General features: G+C 37.0%; 19 protein-coding genes. 9 read left to right on the forward strand and 10 right to left on the reverse strand.

Annotated features, from left to right (window positions below; genetic code table 11):
• Nucleotides 1–153: 153 nt before the first annotated feature.
• The gene (mnmD, locus tag RHP76_RS01335) at nucleotides 154–828 is read right to left on the reverse strand and encodes a tRNA (5-methylaminomethyl-2-thiouridine)(34)-methyltransferase MnmC2 (protein WP_311229295.1); all 675 of its coding nucleotides are present in this window, start codon (nucleotides 826–828) and stop codon (nucleotides 154–156) included.
• A gap of 85 nt (nucleotides 829–913) precedes the next feature.
• Between mnmD and RHP76_RS01340 the strand changes: the two genes are divergently transcribed.
• From RHP76_RS01340 to RHP76_RS01365, 6 genes are all read left to right on the forward strand, one after another.
• On the forward strand, nucleotides 914–1,984 hold the full coding sequence (locus RHP76_RS01340) for a branched-chain amino acid aminotransferase (RefSeq protein WP_062670350.1): 1,071 nt from the start codon (nucleotides 914–916) through the stop codon (nucleotides 1,982–1,984).
• 172 nt (nucleotides 1,985–2,156) lie between these two features.
• Nucleotides 2,157–2,669 (forward strand): FKBP-type peptidyl-prolyl cis-trans isomerase, encoded by a 513-nt coding sequence (locus RHP76_RS01345; RefSeq protein ID WP_062670348.1) that lies wholly within the window; start codon nucleotides 2,157–2,159, stop codon nucleotides 2,667–2,669.
• Between the two features lie 82 nt (nucleotides 2,670–2,751).
• Nucleotides 2,752–3,789: a peptidylprolyl isomerase gene (locus tag RHP76_RS01350; protein WP_228406592.1), complete on the forward strand. Its 1,038-nt coding sequence runs from the start codon at nucleotides 2,752–2,754 to the stop codon at nucleotides 3,787–3,789.
• A 168-nt stretch (nucleotides 3,790–3,957) separates the two neighbouring features.
• Nucleotides 3,958–4,083 (forward strand): hypothetical protein, encoded by a 126-nt coding sequence (locus tag RHP76_RS01355; RefSeq protein WP_311229296.1) that lies wholly within the window; start codon nucleotides 3,958–3,960, stop codon nucleotides 4,081–4,083.
• A gap of 108 nt (nucleotides 4,084–4,191) precedes the next feature.
• The gene (locus RHP76_RS01360) at nucleotides 4,192–4,533 is read left to right on the forward strand and encodes a hypothetical protein (protein ID WP_311229297.1); all 342 of its coding nucleotides are present in this window, start codon (nucleotides 4,192–4,194) and stop codon (nucleotides 4,531–4,533) included.
• A 147-nt stretch (nucleotides 4,534–4,680) separates the two neighbouring features.
• A complete protein-coding gene (locus RHP76_RS01365; RefSeq protein WP_120230836.1) occupies nucleotides 4,681–4,902 on the forward strand; it encodes a hypothetical protein in 222 nt (73 codons plus the stop codon).
• Between the two features lie 163 nt (nucleotides 4,903–5,065).
• On the opposite strand, the gene RHP76_RS01370 is transcribed toward RHP76_RS01365, so the two are convergent.
• The 9 genes from RHP76_RS01370 to RHP76_RS01410 all read right to left on the reverse strand — a co-directional run bounded on the left by RHP76_RS01370 (nucleotide 5,066) and on the right by RHP76_RS01410 (nucleotide 14,388).
• A complete protein-coding gene (locus tag RHP76_RS01370; RefSeq protein ID WP_147367550.1) occupies nucleotides 5,066–5,296 on the reverse strand; it encodes a hypothetical protein in 231 nt (76 codons plus the stop codon).
• 1,068 nt (nucleotides 5,297–6,364) lie between these two features.
• On the reverse strand, nucleotides 6,365–7,723 hold the full coding sequence (locus tag RHP76_RS01375) for a M20/M25/M40 family metallo-hydrolase (protein WP_311229298.1): 1,359 nt from the start codon (nucleotides 7,721–7,723) through the stop codon (nucleotides 6,365–6,367).
• A 3-nt stretch (nucleotides 7,724–7,726) separates the two neighbouring features.
• Nucleotides 7,727–9,085 carry a M20/M25/M40 family metallo-hydrolase gene (locus RHP76_RS01380; protein WP_311229299.1) on the reverse strand — a complete coding sequence of 453 codons (1,359 nt, stop codon included), beginning with the start codon at nucleotides 9,083–9,085 and terminating at the stop codon, nucleotides 7,727–7,729.
• 2 nt (nucleotides 9,086–9,087) lie between these two features.
• Complete coding sequence (locus RHP76_RS01385; RefSeq protein ID WP_311229300.1) at nucleotides 9,088–9,360, reverse strand: zinc-binding metallopeptidase family protein; 273 nt, start codon at nucleotides 9,358–9,360, stop codon at nucleotides 9,088–9,090.
• 2 nt (nucleotides 9,361–9,362) lie between these two features.
• Nucleotides 9,363–10,490, reverse strand: a complete 1,128-nt coding sequence (locus RHP76_RS01390; RefSeq protein WP_311229301.1) for a M28 family peptidase — start codon at nucleotides 10,488–10,490, stop codon at nucleotides 9,363–9,365.
• A 54-nt stretch (nucleotides 10,491–10,544) separates the two neighbouring features.
• Nucleotides 10,545–11,789 carry a DUF1015 domain-containing protein gene (locus tag RHP76_RS01395; protein WP_123278449.1) on the reverse strand — a complete coding sequence of 415 codons (1,245 nt, stop codon included), beginning with the start codon at nucleotides 11,787–11,789 and terminating at the stop codon, nucleotides 10,545–10,547.
• Between the two features lie 2 nt (nucleotides 11,790–11,791).
• Nucleotides 11,792–12,757, reverse strand: coding sequence for a D-2-hydroxyacid dehydrogenase (locus tag RHP76_RS01400; protein ID WP_120230843.1), 966 nt, complete (start codon nucleotides 12,755–12,757; stop codon nucleotides 11,792–11,794).
• Nucleotides 12,758–12,864: 107 nt separating this feature from the next.
• Nucleotides 12,865–13,929, reverse strand: a complete 1,065-nt coding sequence (gene serC / locus RHP76_RS01405; RefSeq protein WP_311229302.1) for a 3-phosphoserine/phosphohydroxythreonine transaminase — start codon at nucleotides 13,927–13,929, stop codon at nucleotides 12,865–12,867.
• A 108-nt stretch (nucleotides 13,930–14,037) separates the two neighbouring features.
• Nucleotides 14,038–14,388: a 4Fe-4S binding protein gene (locus tag RHP76_RS01410; RefSeq protein ID WP_034698512.1), complete on the reverse strand. Its 351-nt coding sequence runs from the start codon at nucleotides 14,386–14,388 to the stop codon at nucleotides 14,038–14,040.
• 59 nt (nucleotides 14,389–14,447) lie between these two features.
• On the opposite strand from RHP76_RS01410, the gene RHP76_RS01415 reads away from it, so the two are divergent.
• From RHP76_RS01415 to RHP76_RS01425, 3 genes are read left to right on the forward strand one after another with little or no spacing between them, the layout of a single operon-like run.
• Nucleotides 14,448–15,482, forward strand: a complete 1,035-nt coding sequence (locus tag RHP76_RS01415; protein WP_120230845.1) for an acyl-CoA reductase — start codon at nucleotides 14,448–14,450, stop codon at nucleotides 15,480–15,482.
• A 47-nt stretch (nucleotides 15,483–15,529) separates the two neighbouring features.
• Entirely contained in the window at nucleotides 15,530–15,964 is a 435-nt protein-coding gene (locus RHP76_RS01420; RefSeq protein WP_228432307.1) for a peptidylprolyl isomerase, read from the forward strand.
• A gap of 38 nt (nucleotides 15,965–16,002) precedes the next feature.
• Entirely contained in the window at nucleotides 16,003–16,692 is a 690-nt protein-coding gene (locus tag RHP76_RS01425; RefSeq protein ID WP_311229303.1) for a Bax inhibitor-1/YccA family protein, read from the forward strand.
• Nucleotides 16,693–17,098: the final 406 nt, after the last annotated feature.

The following is a 17,098-nucleotide window of genomic DNA, read 5'->3' on the forward strand; positions in this document are numbered from 1 at the left end:
AAAGCCGGAAGTTGGAAGCGTGAAGCTGGAAGTTTAATACTATCTATTTCCAATAATATTGAATCAACGTATTTTATATATTGATTATTATTTTAAAGTAAAAAATCAAACATTCGGCTGTAAACGTTCAACTTCCTTCCTCAAGCTTCCATTCTACAATTTAATTGCATTAATCATCTCTCTTTTTCCCGGAGGTCCCTGTTTTTTCTCCACCTTGAAATTCAGTTCCTGAAGGATTCTTCTTACACTGCCTTTAGAAGAGTAGGTGGTTAATAATCCGTTAATGGCCATTTTGTCAGCTACGAGTTCAAATAATGGCTTTTCCCAAAGGTCTGGCTGTACTCTGGCTCCAAAACAGTCAAAGTAAACAAGATTAATTTTAGGCAGATCAATGTCTTTCAGGTCGAAAAAGTCACATTCTATCTTTTTTAAATTGAATCCACTAATGATTTCTACTGATTTTTCCCAATCTGCCAGATGAATTTTCTGATAAATTTTTTTAAACTCTGGGTTATCAAAAAGTTCAAAGTAAGCCAAATCCTTAACTTCGGATTCATTTATGGGGTATTTTTCGAGCGAAAAATAATTGATGACATGATTTTTGTCAGTTTTTAAATATTCATTAATTGTTACCAAAACATTCAAACCTGTTCCAAAACCGAGTTCTAAAATATTAATTTCGCAATCATTTATTAAATTCAGTCCATTTTTGATAAACACGTGTTCGGCTTCCTGCAGGGCTCCGTGATGAGAATGGTAGTTCTCGTTTAAATCATTGATAAACAATGTTTTACTTCCGTCGTTTGTGGTCTTAATCTCTCTTTTCAAGCTAATTTTTTGTCAAATTTACTCTAAAATTTTTATATTTAGAAAATTATGTTAAATTTGTAGAACATCGTAAAAATTTTAAAAAATGATAATTCAAAAAACTGAAAACTCCAGAATTTCTACATTTGACCCTAACAATTTTTCATTTGGTAGTACTTTCATCGATCATATGATCATTTGTGAGTATGAAAACGGAAAATGGGGTGATGTAAAATTAGTTCCTTACGGTCCGATTCCATTTACGCCTGCTATGATGGGAGTAAACTACGGACAAGCTTGTTTTGAAGGTATGAAAGCCTATAAAGACAAAGACGGGCAGGTTTTCCTTTTCAGGCCTGAAAAGAATTTTGAACGTATCAACAAGTCAGCGAAACGTCTTGCTATGCCGGAAGTGACTGAAGAAATGTTTTTAGACGGATTGAAAGCTTTGGTAGATATTGACAGAGAGTGGATTCCACAGGGGGAAGGAATGTCGCTTTATATCAGACCTTTGATTTTTGCTACAGAGGAAGCTTTGAAAGCAAGAGTTGCTAATAAATATATGTTTGCCATCGTTGCAACACCGGCACAGAGTTATTATTCAGAACCGGTATCTGTAAAGATCTCTGATCACTATTCAAGAGCGGCAAACGGAGGGGTAGGTTCTGCAAAGGCTGCAGGTAACTATGCGGCTTCTTTCTATCCTACGCAGTTGGCCATTGAAGAAGGGTATGAGCAAATCATCTGGACGGATGATGCTACACACGAATATTTCGAAGAGAGTGGTACAATGAACGTGTTTGTCAGAATCAACGATACGATCTATACACCGCCAACATCTGAGAAAATCCTTGACGGAGTAACAAGAGACAGCTTCATCCAGTTAGCGAAGAAAAGAGGTATCGAAGTGAAAATTGAACCGATTGCGGTAAAAACTGTAATCGAAGCTTTAAAGAACGGTGAACTTAAAGAAGTATGGGGAGTAGGTACAGCAGTAGTAACCACTCAATTCCAGGCTTTAGGATATCAGGGAGAAAAACTTTCGCTTCCGAGATTATCTGATGAAGAAAGCTATGCGGCTATCCTTAAAAAAGATTTGGTAGATTTACAAACCAACTTGTCTGAAGATCCGTTCGGATGGAGAGTAATGGTAGATCACGTATTGGAAACAGTATAATACTATTGATATAACGATATGAAAGCCGGGTTTTTCCCGGCTTTTTCATATATGCCTATTCACGTAAAATGGACGAAGAGTTTTTGGCTAAGATCAATGCGTTACAACATTCACATATTTCTGTGTCAAGTTTTGTAATTGATTCCCGAAATTTGTATTTTCGCAAAAGTTTATGAAAAAAATACTCTTCATATCAGCCATAAGCCTGTTGAGCTGTAACAGAAACGCACAGACGGCACATCCCCCTGTAGGTGGGGTTTTAAGCCAGAAAGATCTGGATGTTTCTAAGAACAGGATGAAAAATCTAAATGTCATAGAAAGAGGGCAGATTCAGGATTGGATCAGCAGTCAGTCTGTGAAGTATTATCCAACGCAGCTTAATTATTGGGTAACGGTAGAAGGCTATGATCAAAGAGAAAGAAGGAAGGATGAAACAACAATTTCCTATTCTTATGATCTGTATGATTTTGATCAGACGAAAATCTACGATCAGCCTTTTGAGAGAAGAGATGCCAGATTCGGACACTTTGATGAACTGAGAGCAGTGGAGAACGCTTTGCGTTTTATACATGATGGAGAGGAAGTAACACTTTTGGTACCGTCTTCTTTGGCCTACGGAACATACGGAGACGAAAAGAAAATAGACAACGACATTCCATTAATCATAAAATTAAAAGCTTTATAAATACATGAAATTGTTTAACAAGAATATAATTCTGGCAGCGGCAAGTATTTCGCTGATGAGTTGTACCCCAATTTATAAAAAAATGAACGTAGACAAAGAAACTTACGAAGGTCTTAATGACGGACTTTATGCCAATCTTCAAACCACAAAAGGTAACCTGATTGTGAAGTTTGAGGACAAGAAAGCACCAGTAACTGTAGCCAACTTTATCGGTCTTGCAGAAGGGAAAATCGATAACAAAGCTAAGGCTAAAGGAGTTCCTTACTATGACGGAACTATTTTCCACAGAGTAATCAAAGATTTCATGATCCAGGGAGGTGATCCTCAGGGAACAGGAATGGGAGATCCTGGGTATAAATTCGAAGACGAAAGAAACGACCTTAAACACACAGGGAAAGGTATTCTTTCTATGGCGAATTCAGGACCAAATACCAACGGTTCTCAATTCTTTATTACTGAAGTAGCTACACCTTGGTTAGATGGAAGACATACAATCTTCGGAAAAGTGGTAAAAGGAAATGAGGTAATTGATGCGATTGCGAACGTTGAAAAAGGAGCTCAGGACAAACCTAAAACAGATATCGTTTTAGAAAAAGTTTCTGTTTTCAGCAAAGGTGACGAATACAAGCATTACGATGCAGCTAAAACTTTCAATGAAGGAAAAGCTAAAATCGCAGAAAACAATAAAGCTTTCATCGCTAAAGAAGAAGCTGAAAAGAAAAAAAGAGAAGAAGAATTCAAAGCTAACCAGGAGAAATTGGTTGAAAACCTGAAAGCTGGTATGCAAAAAACTGAATCAGGCCTTTACTATAAAATTACAAAAACAGCTGACGGTAAAGCGCCAAAAGCTGGTGACAATGTATCTGTACACTATGCAGGTAAACTGGTAGACGGAACTGAGTTTGATTCTTCATTCAAGAGAAACGAACCTATCGAAATTCCAATCGGAATGGGAAGAGTAATCAAAGGATGGGATGAAGGTATCCTGTTATTGAAAGAAGGTGAAACTGCTACATTATTGATCCCGCCTGCAATGGCTTACGGAGAAAGAGGAGCAGGAGGAGTGATCCCGCCAAACTCATGGTTGGTTTTCGATGTTGAGCTTGTAAAAGTAAAATAATTGAATCTTCAAAATAGTATCAAAAGCTGTCCGAAAGGATGGCTTTTTTATTGGCCTCAAATACATTCTGTAACGATTGGCATACAGGTTACGACACATTTTACGATATGGAAAGATTAACCGTTTTCCAGTAAAAGTAATTTTAAACTTTATAATAACCATTCAGCCATGAAAACCCAATCACTTCTGTTTCTGTTCGTTCTGCTGGCAATGAAGACTTTTTCACAGACTAAGACTAATCCTGACGATCCAGCGATAAAAAAATCACTTACTTATTTTGTCAACAGCATTTAATCCAAACAGATAGATCAGGCGGTAAGCGGCATATATCCAAAATTCTTCACCATAGTGTCAAAAGAGCAAATGACCCAGATTTTGAATATGACTTACAATAATCCATTTATGAAAATTGAAGTAGAAGATCTGAAGTTTGGAAATATTGAAAAGCCTGAACTCATAACCGGGGAATATTTTTCTATTACCCCTTATTTTTTGAAACTGAAATGCAATGTCAGTTCATTAAATGATGATATGAAAAAGAAAATGAACGGTGCTTTGACAGCCAAATACGGAGCAAATAATGTGAAATATGTCGCCAGCGAAGGTTCATATCTCATCAACGCTGCTATGAAAGCCTGTGCGATTTCAAAAGATAAAAAGGCATGGAAATTTGTTATTCTTGAAAAGGAATATAAGAAAGAACTGGTGAAGATCTTACCGAAGAAAATTCTGGATAAGTTCTAAAGAATAAACAATAATTTTTACATTGAATCGTACCGTCCCGAAAAAGACGGTTTTTTGTTTCCTGAAAATACCGTAGAAATACGGATTTCGGTATGAATTTATTACTTCTATCTTTATCAAGCACTTAAAAGAACAAAATAAAAAAATATGTTTGACCTGAATTACGACCAGATAAAGAAGGAAATAGAATCTGAAGTATGCAAAGAACACAGTAGGCATCCGGAATTTGTAAAAACAGATGAAGGTTTTGGAATAAAAGCCTGCTGTGAACCTTTCAAAGAAGAACTGGTTGAAAAGTCAGGGAAAATGATTGAAGAAGAAACAAAGAAGATCCTTGAAGAAATGATGAAGGATCTGTTTAAAGAATAAGTTTTTACGATGTTAAGATAACTTTGTTATCGGAAGCTGCTCCGGAAGGAGTGGCTTTTTTTGGAAATACTGAAAGATATAATATGGTGTAAGACGGTAACAAAAAACCGCCCCAAACGGGGCGGTTTTTTCAGTAAAAATAAATTGAAAGTTATATGTTCTGTTATCTTTTCTTCATACTCGTTCCGGCTAAGGAACTGATGAATACAAGGCCAAACCCGATATAAGCGGCAAATGCCGTCAGGTATATAATTAAGCTGTTAAAGCTTGGTTCTAAGGCGTATACCAACACAGAAAATGCAGCAAAACTTAACACCAGCATTAGGCTCCATATATGCAATTTTGCAGCATCTTCATTTCTCTTAAAAATCATTTCAAAAAAGGCTCTCATCATTACTAACATTTTAAGGGTTATACATTAATTTATAGCATAAAGGCGCACTCATCACGGTAAAAAGAATATATTCTTTTACTGGGCTAAGGTTCACGATGACTTTGCCATTTATTTATATCGCAATACCGGGCTGAAAGTCCGGGATATTTTTGTTTTTTTTGAATCAATCAATGATTCCTGGTTATTGTGATACCAGTCAGATACGGGTGCAAAACTGCAGTGAAAAACTAACGGGGGTTAATTGATCACGAGCCCGTATCTTTTACGGCATCGTAGAAAAAAAAGGATTCATATACTAGATATGAACTTGAATCAGTGGAAAAACTGAAAATCCACAGAAAACCTTTTTTCTCATCCTTAGTGTTTTTTTAATTTTTTCTCAATATTTTACATGCTAATATCATGCCAAAGTTCTGTTTTTGCGATCAACACTTTGTTTCACGGGATTGATGAGGGCAGTGGTGAAGCGTTTTTTCTTCTGTTATTTCCTTAAACATAGAAAAATTTTCTGTTTTTTTAAGCTAATGCTAATGAACGAAGAAAATATTACGGACGAGAAGTATTTTTATGTATTTAAAATAAATCACGAATAACTCAAATGTTCCTGCACAAATTTCGCAAATACAACAGACAGTTAAAAAAAAATGTGGCTAAGATCATTCGCATCCCATAATATCAACTATTCAATTCGTGTTATTGGTGAAATCATTCGTGTAATTTGTGTTCAATTTTAAAAACCGCAAGTAACACAAATATTCTTTCACAAATAACACAGATAAATATAGGTAAGATCCGTGTCAATCTGTGGAATCAGTGGGATACTTATAATTTTCGGCTAAAGCCGTTTTAAAGGTATCCATAAAGTATAAAACAAGCTTCCTTCGTCTACGCTCTGGATTACTGCCCATTCCTATTGATATTAGTGAATTCGTGTTATTCGTGAAATCATTCGTGTAATTTGTGTTTAATTTTAAGAATCACACAAATTTCACTAATGGAATACTGTGAAATTTATTATGCACTACTATTAAAATAAAAAAACCGCCTTTAGAAAGACGGTTTCATATTTTACCAGTTTTTATCAATCATATAAATAATCTGAGTCAAAGCGGTGGCTCCCAATAAAAGCTCTCTTCGGTTCACCTTTTCAAAAGTATCTTCTTCTGTGTGGTGAATATTGAAATATCGCTGCGAATCCGGCATCAGCTCTGCAGCGGGAATTCCCATGTCGTGAAGCGGATAAAGGTCTGTTCCTGAAAACCGCTCTTCAAAATTATAAACTCCGTAAGGAAGGAATAAATTCGACCAGCTTTTAATCTGATTTCTTTTCGCATCATCCATATCCAGGGCAATACCTCTCGGGGCAAAGCCTCCGGCATCTGTTTCAATAGCAAAAAGATGTTTTTCGTTTTTCTCTTTTACCGTTTTACCGTACTGGATTCCTCCTTTTACTCCGTTTTCTTCATTGGCGAAACAAACAACCCTGATGGTGTGGTTATTCTGAATACCCAGCTTTTTAAAGGTTCTTAAAACCTCAATGCTTTGTACAATTCCGGCTCCGTCATCGTGGGCTCCTTCACCTACATCCCAGGAATCAAGGTGTCCACCGACAACAATTACACTCTGGTCTTTTTTACCTGTGATTTCTCCAATAACAGAGTGCGAGAGCTTTTCTCCTTTCATTCCGCAGTTGGAGTTTAGTTTTGCATTAACTTTCTGTTTTTTCAGTAAAGCTTCCAGTTCATCTGCAGTCGTGCTTCCGATGGCTACCGCAGGGATTTTGGAAACTTTGTCTTCATAACGCATTGCTCCGGTGTGAGGTACATCATCAAAAGCAGAGGACAGTGATCTTACGATGGCAAATTTGCCTCCTTTTTTAGCGGTTAAAGAAGCAGCAGTTGTTCTGTATTTTGCAGCATCACCATAGGCTTTGAAAGTCTCTACAAATGACTGGCTGAAAGGGTAGTTGAAGAACACGATTTTATCTTTCACTTTTTCAGGAGGAAGTCTGTCATATTCTTCCATAGATTTTACCATGATGATTTCTCCCGAAACATCTTTTCCTCCTGTTCCTTCAGAATTCCCAAGGGAAAGCATTTTAAGGGTTTTCCATTTTCCGTTGGGAGTCTGGATGTTCAGAGATTCTTTTCCTCTTTCCCAGACAGGAATCATCACTTCCTGAAGCCATACTTTATCAGCTCCGGCATCACGAAGTTTCTGTTCTGCCCATTTTACAGACTTTTCATAGGCTTCGGATCCGCTTAAGCGGTGGCCTATATTTTTTGTAAGCTCTCTAAGCTCTGTATATCCTTTTCCGTTGTTCAGGATTTCTGTAGAGATTTTTCTGAACTGTACAGAATCTTCTTTAGACTGGCCAAATGCAGCCATTCCAAAAAGTAATAATGAAGTTCCTAATATCTTTTTCATTGTTTACCAATTTTTGTCAATCATATAAATAAGTTGTGTCATTACCGTAGAACCCAATAATAATTCTCTGCGGTTGATTTTTTCAAATGTGTCTTCTTCGGTATGGTGAATATCAAAATAGCGTTGCGGATCCGGTACCAGTTCAGCTGTGGGAACTCCCATTTCGTGAAGCGGGGCGATATCCGACCCTGAATATTTTCCTTCAAAGTTGTAAACGCCATAAGGCAAAAACAGATGTACCCAGCTTTTGATCTGGTTTCTTTGGGGTTCATCCATTTCGAGGGAAATTCCGCGTGGCGAAAAACCTCCGGCATCGGATTCAATAGCGAAAATATGTTTCTCGTTCTTCTCTTTGGCGGCTTTACCATATTGTTTTCCGCCTTTTGTTCCATTTTCTTCGTTGGCAAAACAAACTGTGCGGATCGTATGATTATTCTGAATCCCTAATTTTTTAAAGGTTCTTAATACCTCAATGCTCTGCACAATTCCGGCTCCGTCATCATGGGCTCCTTCGCCTACATCCCAGGAATCAAGATGTCCGCCGACAACAATAATATTTTGGTCTTTTTTACCTGTAATTTCACCAATAACTGAGTGGGAAAGCTTTTCTCCTTTCATGCCACAGCTGGAATTGAGTTTAGCAGTAACCTGATGATTCTTTAATAATGCCTCAAGTTCATCAGCTGATGTATTTCCGATTGTTATGGCTGGTATTTTGGAAATACCTTCGTCATAGCGCATGTTACCTGTGTGCGGAACATCATCAAAAGCAGAGGAAAGAGACCTGACGATGGCAAATTTCCCTCCTTTTTTAGCCGTTAATGAAGCGGCAGTTCTTCTGTAGGGGTTTGCATCACGATAAGAAATGAATGTCTGTACATTTTCCTGACTAAAAGGATAGTTGAAAAACACAATTTTATCTTTCACTTTTTCAGCAGGAAGTCTGTCATATTCTTCCAGTGATTTTACCATGATGATTTCTCCGGAAAGATCTTTACCTCCGGTTCCTTCAGAATTTCCAAGGGAAAGCATTTTTACACTTTTCCATTTTCCATTAGAAGTTTTAATCTGTAATGATTCTTTTCCTCTTACCCAAACCGGAATCATCACTTCCTGAAGCCATACTTTGTCAGCTCCGGCATCACGAAGTTTCTGTGCCGCCCACTGAACTGATTTTTCATACGCTTCTGACCCGCTGAGACGGTTTCCTATGTTTTTGGTAAGTTCTCTCAGTTCATTGTATCCTTTTCCGTTGTTCAGAATTTCTGTGGAGATTTTTCTGAACTGGACAGAATCTTCTTTAGACTGACCAAATGCGGCCATTCCAAAAAGAAGTAATAAAGTTCCTGCTATCTTTTTCATTGTTACCAGTTTTTATCAACCATAAAAATCATCTGTGTTATGGCGACAGCTCCAAGAAGAAGCTCTCTTTTATTTACTTTGTCAAAAGTATCCTGTTCGGAGTGGTGATAATCAAAATATCTCTGGGTGTCTACCACAAGCTCTGCTAAAGGAATATCCAGTTTTTTCAAAGGCGAAATATCCTGAATGGCTTCTGTCTGGTCAAAATCATAGACTCCATAAGGCAGAAAATATTCTTTCCAGGGATAAACCAGTCTTCTTCTCTGCGGGGACATATCTAATGAAAACCCACGGGAGAATATCCTCCGGCATCAGTTCCTAAGGCAAATACGTGTTTTTCGTCTTTCTTTTTTACATATGCTGCATACATCTCACGACCTTGCCCTCCGTTTTCACTGTTGGCATACAAAACTACACGGATGGTGTGGTTGTTTTCATATCCAAGTGCTTTGAGTGTTCTTAACACTTCGATGCACTGCACAACGCCAGTTCCATCATCTACTGCACCTTCACCAATATCCCACGAATCCAGCTGAGCACCTAAAACAATTACTTTAGAATCTTTTTTACCTCCAATTTCAGCAATGATATTGGGATTTGTAGTGTCACCTTTTGATTCGGCGGTCATATTGATTTTAGCTGTGACTTTTTGTTTCTTTAAGGTTTTCTCCAATTCGTCTGCAGATCTTACACCAATTGATAAAGCTGGAATTTTAACTTTATCATCTGGTTCGTAATAGATCATTTTGGCATGAGGAGTATCATCATTGGCGGTGGTCAGTGACCTTATAATTAATGCTTTTGCACCTGTTTTAGCAATTACCGATGCAGAAATTAATTTTGATTTTGCAGCCTGTAAATAAGAATCGCTTGTATTGATAACTCTCGGGTCCATAGGAACATTTACAAAAACTATTTTGTCTTTTAACTGTCCTAGCGACATGGCATTAAGTTCTGATGTGGAATTGATTAAAACAACTTCGCCCACCAGATCTTTTCCGCCTGTTCCTTCAGAATTTCCGAAAGAAAGCATTCTGATGTTTTTCCAGTCTCCATTTCCGGCTTTGATTTGTAAAGATTCTTTTCCTCTGATCCAGACTGGTGCTTTAGCTTCCTGTCTCCAGATCATATTAATCCCGATTTCCTTGAATTTTTTTTCTGCCCATTCTACGGCTTTGGTATAACCTGGAGTTGCACTGAAACGTGGACCAATTCTTTTGGTGAGCTCTCCAAGATTATCATAAGCAGTACCGTTAGTCATAATTTCATCTGAAATTTTTCTGAATTCATCATGATAGTTGAATTTGGCAACAGTACCTTTTTTTGTCGGGTTTTTAAGTGGTTTTTTCTGAGAAAATAAAAATCCACTCAAAAAGAGTGGAAGTATAATGAATATTTTTTTCATTTTTTATTTACTTATCTTTTCCGTTGATAAAAGTAGGGAAAAAATAGTAATTTATTAAGGTTTCATGTCGTACATTAATAAAGCAGTAATTAATTTTGGCTCAATAAATGTACATTTCGGAGGCATACTTAATTTTAAGTCTGAAATTTTAATCATGTCATTAAAACTTACAGGATAAATTCCAAAACCAACTTTACCTTCACCATTGTCTACCTTTTCTTTTAAAAGATTGATTCCATTGATATTGGATGTTCCTTTCACATAAGAAATAAGCTCAGAACTGTCCGGATCTTCAATTTTCAGAATGTTTTTGAAAATATACTTATCTAAAAGATGGTGATCCAGATTATCCAGAGACATTTCTTTGGAACGAAGATCATGCTTCACGTGAAGAGAATAGAACTTCCCATCCATATACATTGAAATATGGAATTTTTGAGAAGGGTAGTATGATGCTTCTCCTTTTTCGTGAATCAGGAAATATTTCTCAAGTTCTTTGAGGAAATCTGCCGGAGAAATACCATTCAGGTCATGTAAGATTCTATTGTAATCATGAATCTTTATTGACTGGTTGGAAACAATGAAACTGTATACAAAGTTGTAATGCTCTGTACCATTATGTTTCTTGTTTTTCTCCTTATGGTATTTTGCATTGATTGCTGTGGAACCAATTCTGTGGTGTCCGTCGGCAATATAAAACGAATCAATCTGATCAATCACTTCTTTAAATTGCTGTAGCTTCAGACGGTTATCTATTCTCCAGATTTTATGTCTGATACCCATTGAATCTACATGATTGAAGATAGGAACATTTTTTTCCTCATGATTCATCAGCAATTCAATTTTTGAATTGGCAGGGTAGGTAAGAAGCACAGGTTCAGCCTGCAGGTTTACTTTTTCAAGGTAGTGAGCCAGTTTTTCTTTTTTCTGCGGGATGGTACTTTCATGTCTTTTGATTTTTCCATTCCAGAAATCTTCGATACTTGCCAATCCCAGAAGTCCTCTGAACATCTGTTTGTTGGGATAGATCTGCTCATAAAGATAGTAGGATGAATTGTCCTGGACCAATTTCTTTTCTTCCAGAAGTTCTTCAAAGGTGGAACGGATCTTTCGCAGGTTCCGGTCAATATCTTTAGATTTACTTACAACATAGGGTTTAATCATATTGATGTAAGTATTTTCAACTTGAGCTTTCTCCGCAATCTCTTCCTGGGTGAAATTATCCAGTGGATGGGTAGGGAAAGTACTCTCAAAGTCTCTATGAGGTCTTATTCCACGGAAAGGTTTAAAAACAGGCATATTTATCTTATAGTTTCTTTTTGTAGCTTAATAATTTGTTCTGCAAGTTCGATACCGATTTTCTCTTGCGCATCCACCGTACTGCCGCCTACGTGAGGGGAAAGTGATAATGCGGGGTTCATCAGTAAAGGCAGTTCCGGGTTGGGTTCGTTTTCAAAAACATCCAGTGCCGCTCCGGCTACTTTTCCTGACTCGATAAAATCGATAAGGGTCACTTCGTTGATGACACCTCCTCTTGCAGTATTTACAATATATACTCCATCTTTCATTTTTTCAAACTGAGGGGTGTCTATAATATACTCATTCGTTTTCGGCGTATTGATACTGATGAAATCTGCATCTTTAAGGAATGCATCCATATCATTGGTGGAAGTGATTTCAAAGTTCACAGACTGTCCGTTGAAGAAGTTCAGTGTAAGAACTTCTGTTTTCGGGCTTCTTGTCAGAACGGTTACTTTCATTCCTAAAGCAATTCCTATTTTTATAACTTCCTGGCCAATGCTTCCAAAGCCGATTACTCCTAATGTTTTTCCTGAAAGTTCATACGCATTACTGAATGACTTTTTCATGGCGTTGAAATGAGTTTCTCCTTCCAATGGCATCAGTCTGTTGGACTCGTGAAGGAATCTCGCCAGTGAAATAAAGTGGCCAAAAACCAGTTCTGCCACTGATTTTGAAGATGCTGTAGGTGTATTGATTACTTTGATGCCTTTACTTTTGGCATATTCTACATCAATATTGTCCATTCCGATACCGCCTCTTCCGATAATCTTAAGGCCCGGGCATGCATCAATCAGATCTTGTCTTACTTTCGTTGCACTTCTTACCAGAAGAACATCCACATTATTATCGTTGATAAAATTAATAACGTGATCCTGAGCCACTCTATTGTCCAGAATTTCAATTCCGGCTTCTTTTAGAGTATTTTCTCCTGCTTTTGAAATTCCGTCGTTTGCTAAAACTTTCATGAGTTATTTATGATGTTAGATTGAAGATGTCAGAAGTTAGATTTTGAGGTCTGTTATCTGACATCCTTTGTCTGATATCCTTCTATTTTTCGGTCGCCTAATATAAGCTATTTTATTGACTTCATTACATCCACCAAAACCTGTACACTTTCGATAGGTAAGGCATTGTATAAACTAGCTCTGTATCCGCCCAGGCTTCTGTGTCCGTTTAACCCGCTGATCCCTGCTGCTTTCCATGCATTGTCAAATTCTTCTTTCTTGCTTTCGTCTGTAATTTTGAAGGAAGCATTCATGAGTGAACGGTCTTCTTTTACGCAGAAAGTTTCGAATAACGGATTGTTGTCGATTTCATCATATAAAAGTTTGGCTTTAGCTTCGTTTCTTTGTTCTGCAGCAGCAATTCCTCCGTTTCTTTCAAGGTACTGAAGGGTAAGTAAAGAAGCGTATACAGGGAATACCGGTGGAGTATTGTACATAGATTCTTTAGCAATGTGCTGAGAATAATCCAGGATAGAGAACATGTTTTCTCTTCCTGTTTTACCAAGAATTTCTTTTTTGATAACCACCAGAGTAACTCCGGCAGGCCCCATATTTTTCTGAGCTCCGGCATAGATAAGGTCAAATTTAGAGAAATCCAGTTGTCTTGAGAAAATATCAGAACTCATATCACATACCATCAGTGTATCCACTTGAGGGAAAGATTTCATTTGAGTTCCATAAATGGTATTGTTGGAAGTACAGTGGAAATAATCGTATTCTGCACCTACCGTATAACCTTTAGGAATAAAAGAATAGTTTTCTTCTTTTGAAGAACCTACTACATCCACTGTTCCTACTTTTTTTGCTTCTTTAATAGCTCCGGCTGCCCATGTTCCTGTATCCAGGTAAGCTGCTTTTCCTCCTACTTTCATCAGGTTGTAAGGAACCATTGCAAACTGCAGGCTGGCACCACCTCCTAAATAAAGTACTTCATAATCATCACCAAGATTCATCAATCTTTTTACAATGGCACGCGCTTCGTCCATTACCGCAACGAAATCCTTGCTTCTGTGCGAAATTTCAAGGAGAGACAATCCAATACCGTTAAAGTCAAGGATAGCCTGTGCTGATTTTTCAAATACCTCTTGTGGTAAAATACATGGTCCTGCGCTGAAGTTGTGCTTTTTGTTCATATTTTTATTATTTGGGTGCTTCGGGACTTGGATATCCTTCTGCTTTATTTTGATTTAATTGGATTTTGGGTTAAAAAAACCGCCTCACAGATGATGAGACGGAATTTTTTATTCGCCGTGTAAGAATGCTTTTTTATTAAGAAGAGCTTCTTCAGACTCTACATGATCTTCATCAGGCACACAGCAGTCTACAGGGCATACCGCTGCACACTGAGGTTCTTCATGGAATCCTTTACACTCTGTACATTTGTCTGTTACAATAAAGTATACATCATCACTTACAGGTTCCTGCGGTGAATTGGCATCTACAGTAAGTCCCGACGGCATCGTAATCGTACCTTGAAGAGCCGTACCGTCAGAAGCTTTCCAATCTACAGCTCCTTCATATATTGCATTATTTGGACATTCCGGTTCGCAAGCCCCGCAGTTAATGCATTCATCAGTTATTTTAATAGCCATCGCTAATTTTTTTTAAATTTGCACAAAATTACAAAATTTTACCCAATTTTAAAGTAATTATGAATACCGAAAATCAAGTTTTAGGACTTATTAAATTAAGTAGTTATATAAAAGCGTTTTTAGCTAAGAAACAGGAAGATCACAATGAAGATGATGCTGATATCGAATTATTGTTAAAAAGATCTGAAATAGAGAATCCGTGGTTTACCATTGATAATCAGAAATTTGCTTTACAGCAATGGACAGATCTTCTGACTGAAGAAAATATCAAAAACTGGCTTGGAAATTATTCAATCTCTAAAATATCTAAAAGAGTTGGACTCATTTTAGCCGGAAATATCCCTTTGGTAGGGTTTCATGATGTAATGTCTGTTGTTTTAATCAATCACATCCCTGTCATTAAGCTGTCTTCAAAGGATAAGTATATGATTCCGTTTTTATTAAAGAAGTGGAATGAATTTTCCAATGAAAATGTAGTTTTTGAATTTGTCGAAAAATTAGAGAATTTTGATGCCGTTATTGCTACCGGAAGTAATAATACAGCAAGATATCTGGAATATTATTTTAAAAATCACTTAAATATTATCCGTAAGAACAGAACTTCTGTGGCGGTGTTGAAGGGAGATGAAACGGATGAAGAACTGCAGCTTCTGGCGAAAGATATTTTCCAGTATTTTGGATTGGGATGCAGAAATGTAACGAGAATTTTTATTCCGCAGGATTTTGTGATTGACAGGCTGTTTGAGAACTTCTTAGGATTCCAGGATATTATCAATCATAATAAATATGCCAACAATTATGATTATAACAGAGCGGTTTATCTTTTAAATCAGGATAAATTCTGGGATAATAATTTTGTAATGCTGAAAGAGGATGATAAGCTTTTCAGTCCGCTTTCTGTAATCAACTTCAGCAGATATGAATCCTTGGATGATGTGAAAAGCTTTATTGCAGAAAATGAAGAAAATATTCAGTGTGTAGTGGCGAAAGGAGAGCTGGAACTGAATGCTATTCCGTTTGGTGAAGCTCAAAATCCGGGTCTGGATACCTATGCAGATAACGTAGATACAATGAAATTTTTAGAACTGGTCTGATTTTCGTATCTTCCATCACTTATTTCACCAGAACAAAAATGAATACTATGAAAAAATTATTGCTGGGACTTGCTCTTGTGGGCGGACAGCTGGTTTTTGCACAGAAAGTAACAGGTGCAAAGGTTGGAAACAGTCCTGAAAAGGAAGTGCAGGCCACTATAAGTAAGGAAAAGGTCAGTTTGTATAATGATAACTTCCAGAAGTTCATTGTTGCTTTACAGGCTTCAGACCGTACGGCTATTGATGGATTGATTTCTGAGAAGGTAAAGGAAATTGTGACGGATGATGTGCTTAAGAAAGTCAAAGACGGTATTGATCCCAACAAAAAACTTGAAGTCTTAAAGGCCGGATATTATAAAACAATGGACGGAATCAATCACCCGAGTATTAAATACAAATATGCAGGAGAATCTTCCAGGGAAGTTATTACCGCTGTATTTGAGGATGACGGAAAAATTCTTGGAGTATTGCCTTCAAAATAAGACTTAATTTATTTTCGATTAACAAAAAAATATTAACTATGATGACAGATGTTTTAGTCGCTCATTCTTCGGATGTGGAGAAGGCGAATTTTTACAAGAAGACCTATTTGCATGTTGCTTTATCGATTCTTGCATTTATTGGAGTTGAAACGATATTATTAAAAACTGTTCCGGTAGAATTGATTGCCATGATGTTCAGTCAGAGATATATCTGGCTGCTGATTATCGGAGTTTTCTGGTTGGCTTCTGTTTTGGCTTCCAAATGGTCCCTTTCACAAAGTAAATCTACCCAATATTTAGGGTTAGGATTTTACATTCTGCTGGAAGCCATTATCTTTATGCCTCTGCTATTTATTGCTACTAATATTGAAGGTGGAGCGAATGTGATCTTCCAGGCTGCGACGTTAACTGTTGCTATGTTTGCAGGTATTTCTGCAGTAGCATTCACTTCTAAAAGAGATTTTTCTTTCTTAAGAAATATCATTATAATCGGTGGATTTATTTCCATTGGATTAATTGTAGGAGGGATGATCTTCGGATTTAACCTTGGGTTGTGGTTTTCTGTTGGAATGGTGATTTTAGCGTCAGCTACCATTCTATATCAGACAAGCAAATTAAAAGATTCCTATGGAACGAATCAGTATGTAGGTGCAGCATTGCAGCTTTTTGCTTCGATTATGCTTTTATTCTGGTATATCCTAAGCATTCTGATGAGCAGAAGAAACTAATTGATAAGTTGTCCTAGCTTTAAAAATATAGTCCCGGTGATTTTTCATCGGGATTTCTTTTTTTATTTAAACACAAAATTTAAACACAAAGTTCACAAATGTTTTCACGAATAAACACAATTTAATAATATCAATAGGAATGGGCTTTAGCCCGTTTTACTTTAAATAAATCTTTTCCAACGGCTTCAGCCGAAACTTATAATAATATTTAAATATATTTTTGCCCACAGATTCCACAGATTAACATGGATGCTTGCGTATATTTATTTGTGTTATTTGTGAAACCGCTCGTGTTATTCGTGTTTTAAACTAAAACCCAAAAAATCCTGATGAAAAATATCACCGGGATTTTAATTGGTTATTCTTTACAATATTGATGCAACTTTCAGCCTCATGTGACCGGTTA

It is taken from the genome of Chryseobacterium sp. SG20098 (assembly GCF_031844745.1).
GTDB lineage: Bacteria > Bacteroidota > Bacteroidia > Flavobacteriales > Weeksellaceae > Chryseobacterium > Chryseobacterium cucumeris.

Coding starts and splice junctions, on each gene's coding strand:
- RHP76_RS01340 (WP_062670350.1), top strand. CDS start 914: ATGATAATTCAAAAAACTGAAAACTCCAGAATTTCTACATTTGACCCT.
- RHP76_RS01345 (WP_062670348.1), top strand. CDS start 2,157: ATGAAAAAAATACTCTTCATATCAGCCATAAGCCTGTTGAGCTGTAAC.
- RHP76_RS01350 (WP_228406592.1), top strand. CDS start 2,752: ATGAACGTAGACAAAGAAACTTACGAAGGTCTTAATGACGGACTTTAT.
- RHP76_RS01355 (WP_311229296.1), top strand. CDS start 3,958: ATGAAAACCCAATCACTTCTGTTTCTGTTCGTTCTGCTGGCAATGAAG.
- RHP76_RS01360 (WP_311229297.1), top strand. CDS start 4,192: ATGAAAATTGAAGTAGAAGATCTGAAGTTTGGAAATATTGAAAAGCCT.
- RHP76_RS01365 (WP_120230836.1), top strand. CDS start 4,681: ATGTTTGACCTGAATTACGACCAGATAAAGAAGGAAATAGAATCTGAA.
- RHP76_RS01370 (WP_147367550.1), bottom strand. CDS start 5,296: ATGATGAGAGCCTTTTTTGAAATGATTTTTAAGAGAAATGAAGATGCT.
- RHP76_RS01375 (WP_311229298.1), bottom strand. CDS start 7,723: ATGAAAAAGATATTAGGAACTTCATTATTACTTTTTGGAATGGCTGCA.
- RHP76_RS01380 (WP_311229299.1), bottom strand. CDS start 9,085: ATGAAAAAGATAGCAGGAACTTTATTACTTCTTTTTGGAATGGCCGCA.
- RHP76_RS01385 (WP_311229300.1), bottom strand. CDS start 9,360: ATGTCCCCGCAGAGAAGAAGACTGGTTTATCCCTGGAAAGAATATTTT.
- RHP76_RS01390 (WP_311229301.1), bottom strand. CDS start 10,490: ATGAAAAAAATATTCATTATACTTCCACTCTTTTTGAGTGGATTTTTA.
- RHP76_RS01395 (WP_123278449.1), bottom strand. CDS start 11,789: ATGCCTGTTTTTAAACCTTTCCGTGGAATAAGACCTCATAGAGACTTT.
- RHP76_RS01400 (WP_120230843.1), bottom strand. CDS start 12,757: ATGAAAGTTTTAGCAAACGACGGAATTTCAAAAGCAGGAGAAAATACT.
- serC (WP_311229302.1), bottom strand. CDS start 13,929: ATGAACAAAAAGCACAACTTCAGCGCAGGACCATGTATTTTACCACAA.
- RHP76_RS01410 (WP_034698512.1), bottom strand. CDS start 14,388: ATGGCTATTAAAATAACTGATGAATGCATTAACTGCGGGGCTTGCGAA.
- RHP76_RS01415 (WP_120230845.1), top strand. CDS start 14,448: ATGAATACCGAAAATCAAGTTTTAGGACTTATTAAATTAAGTAGTTAT.
- RHP76_RS01420 (WP_228432307.1), top strand. CDS start 15,530: ATGAAAAAATTATTGCTGGGACTTGCTCTTGTGGGCGGACAGCTGGTT.
- RHP76_RS01425 (WP_311229303.1), top strand. CDS start 16,003: ATGATGACAGATGTTTTAGTCGCTCATTCTTCGGATGTGGAGAAGGCG.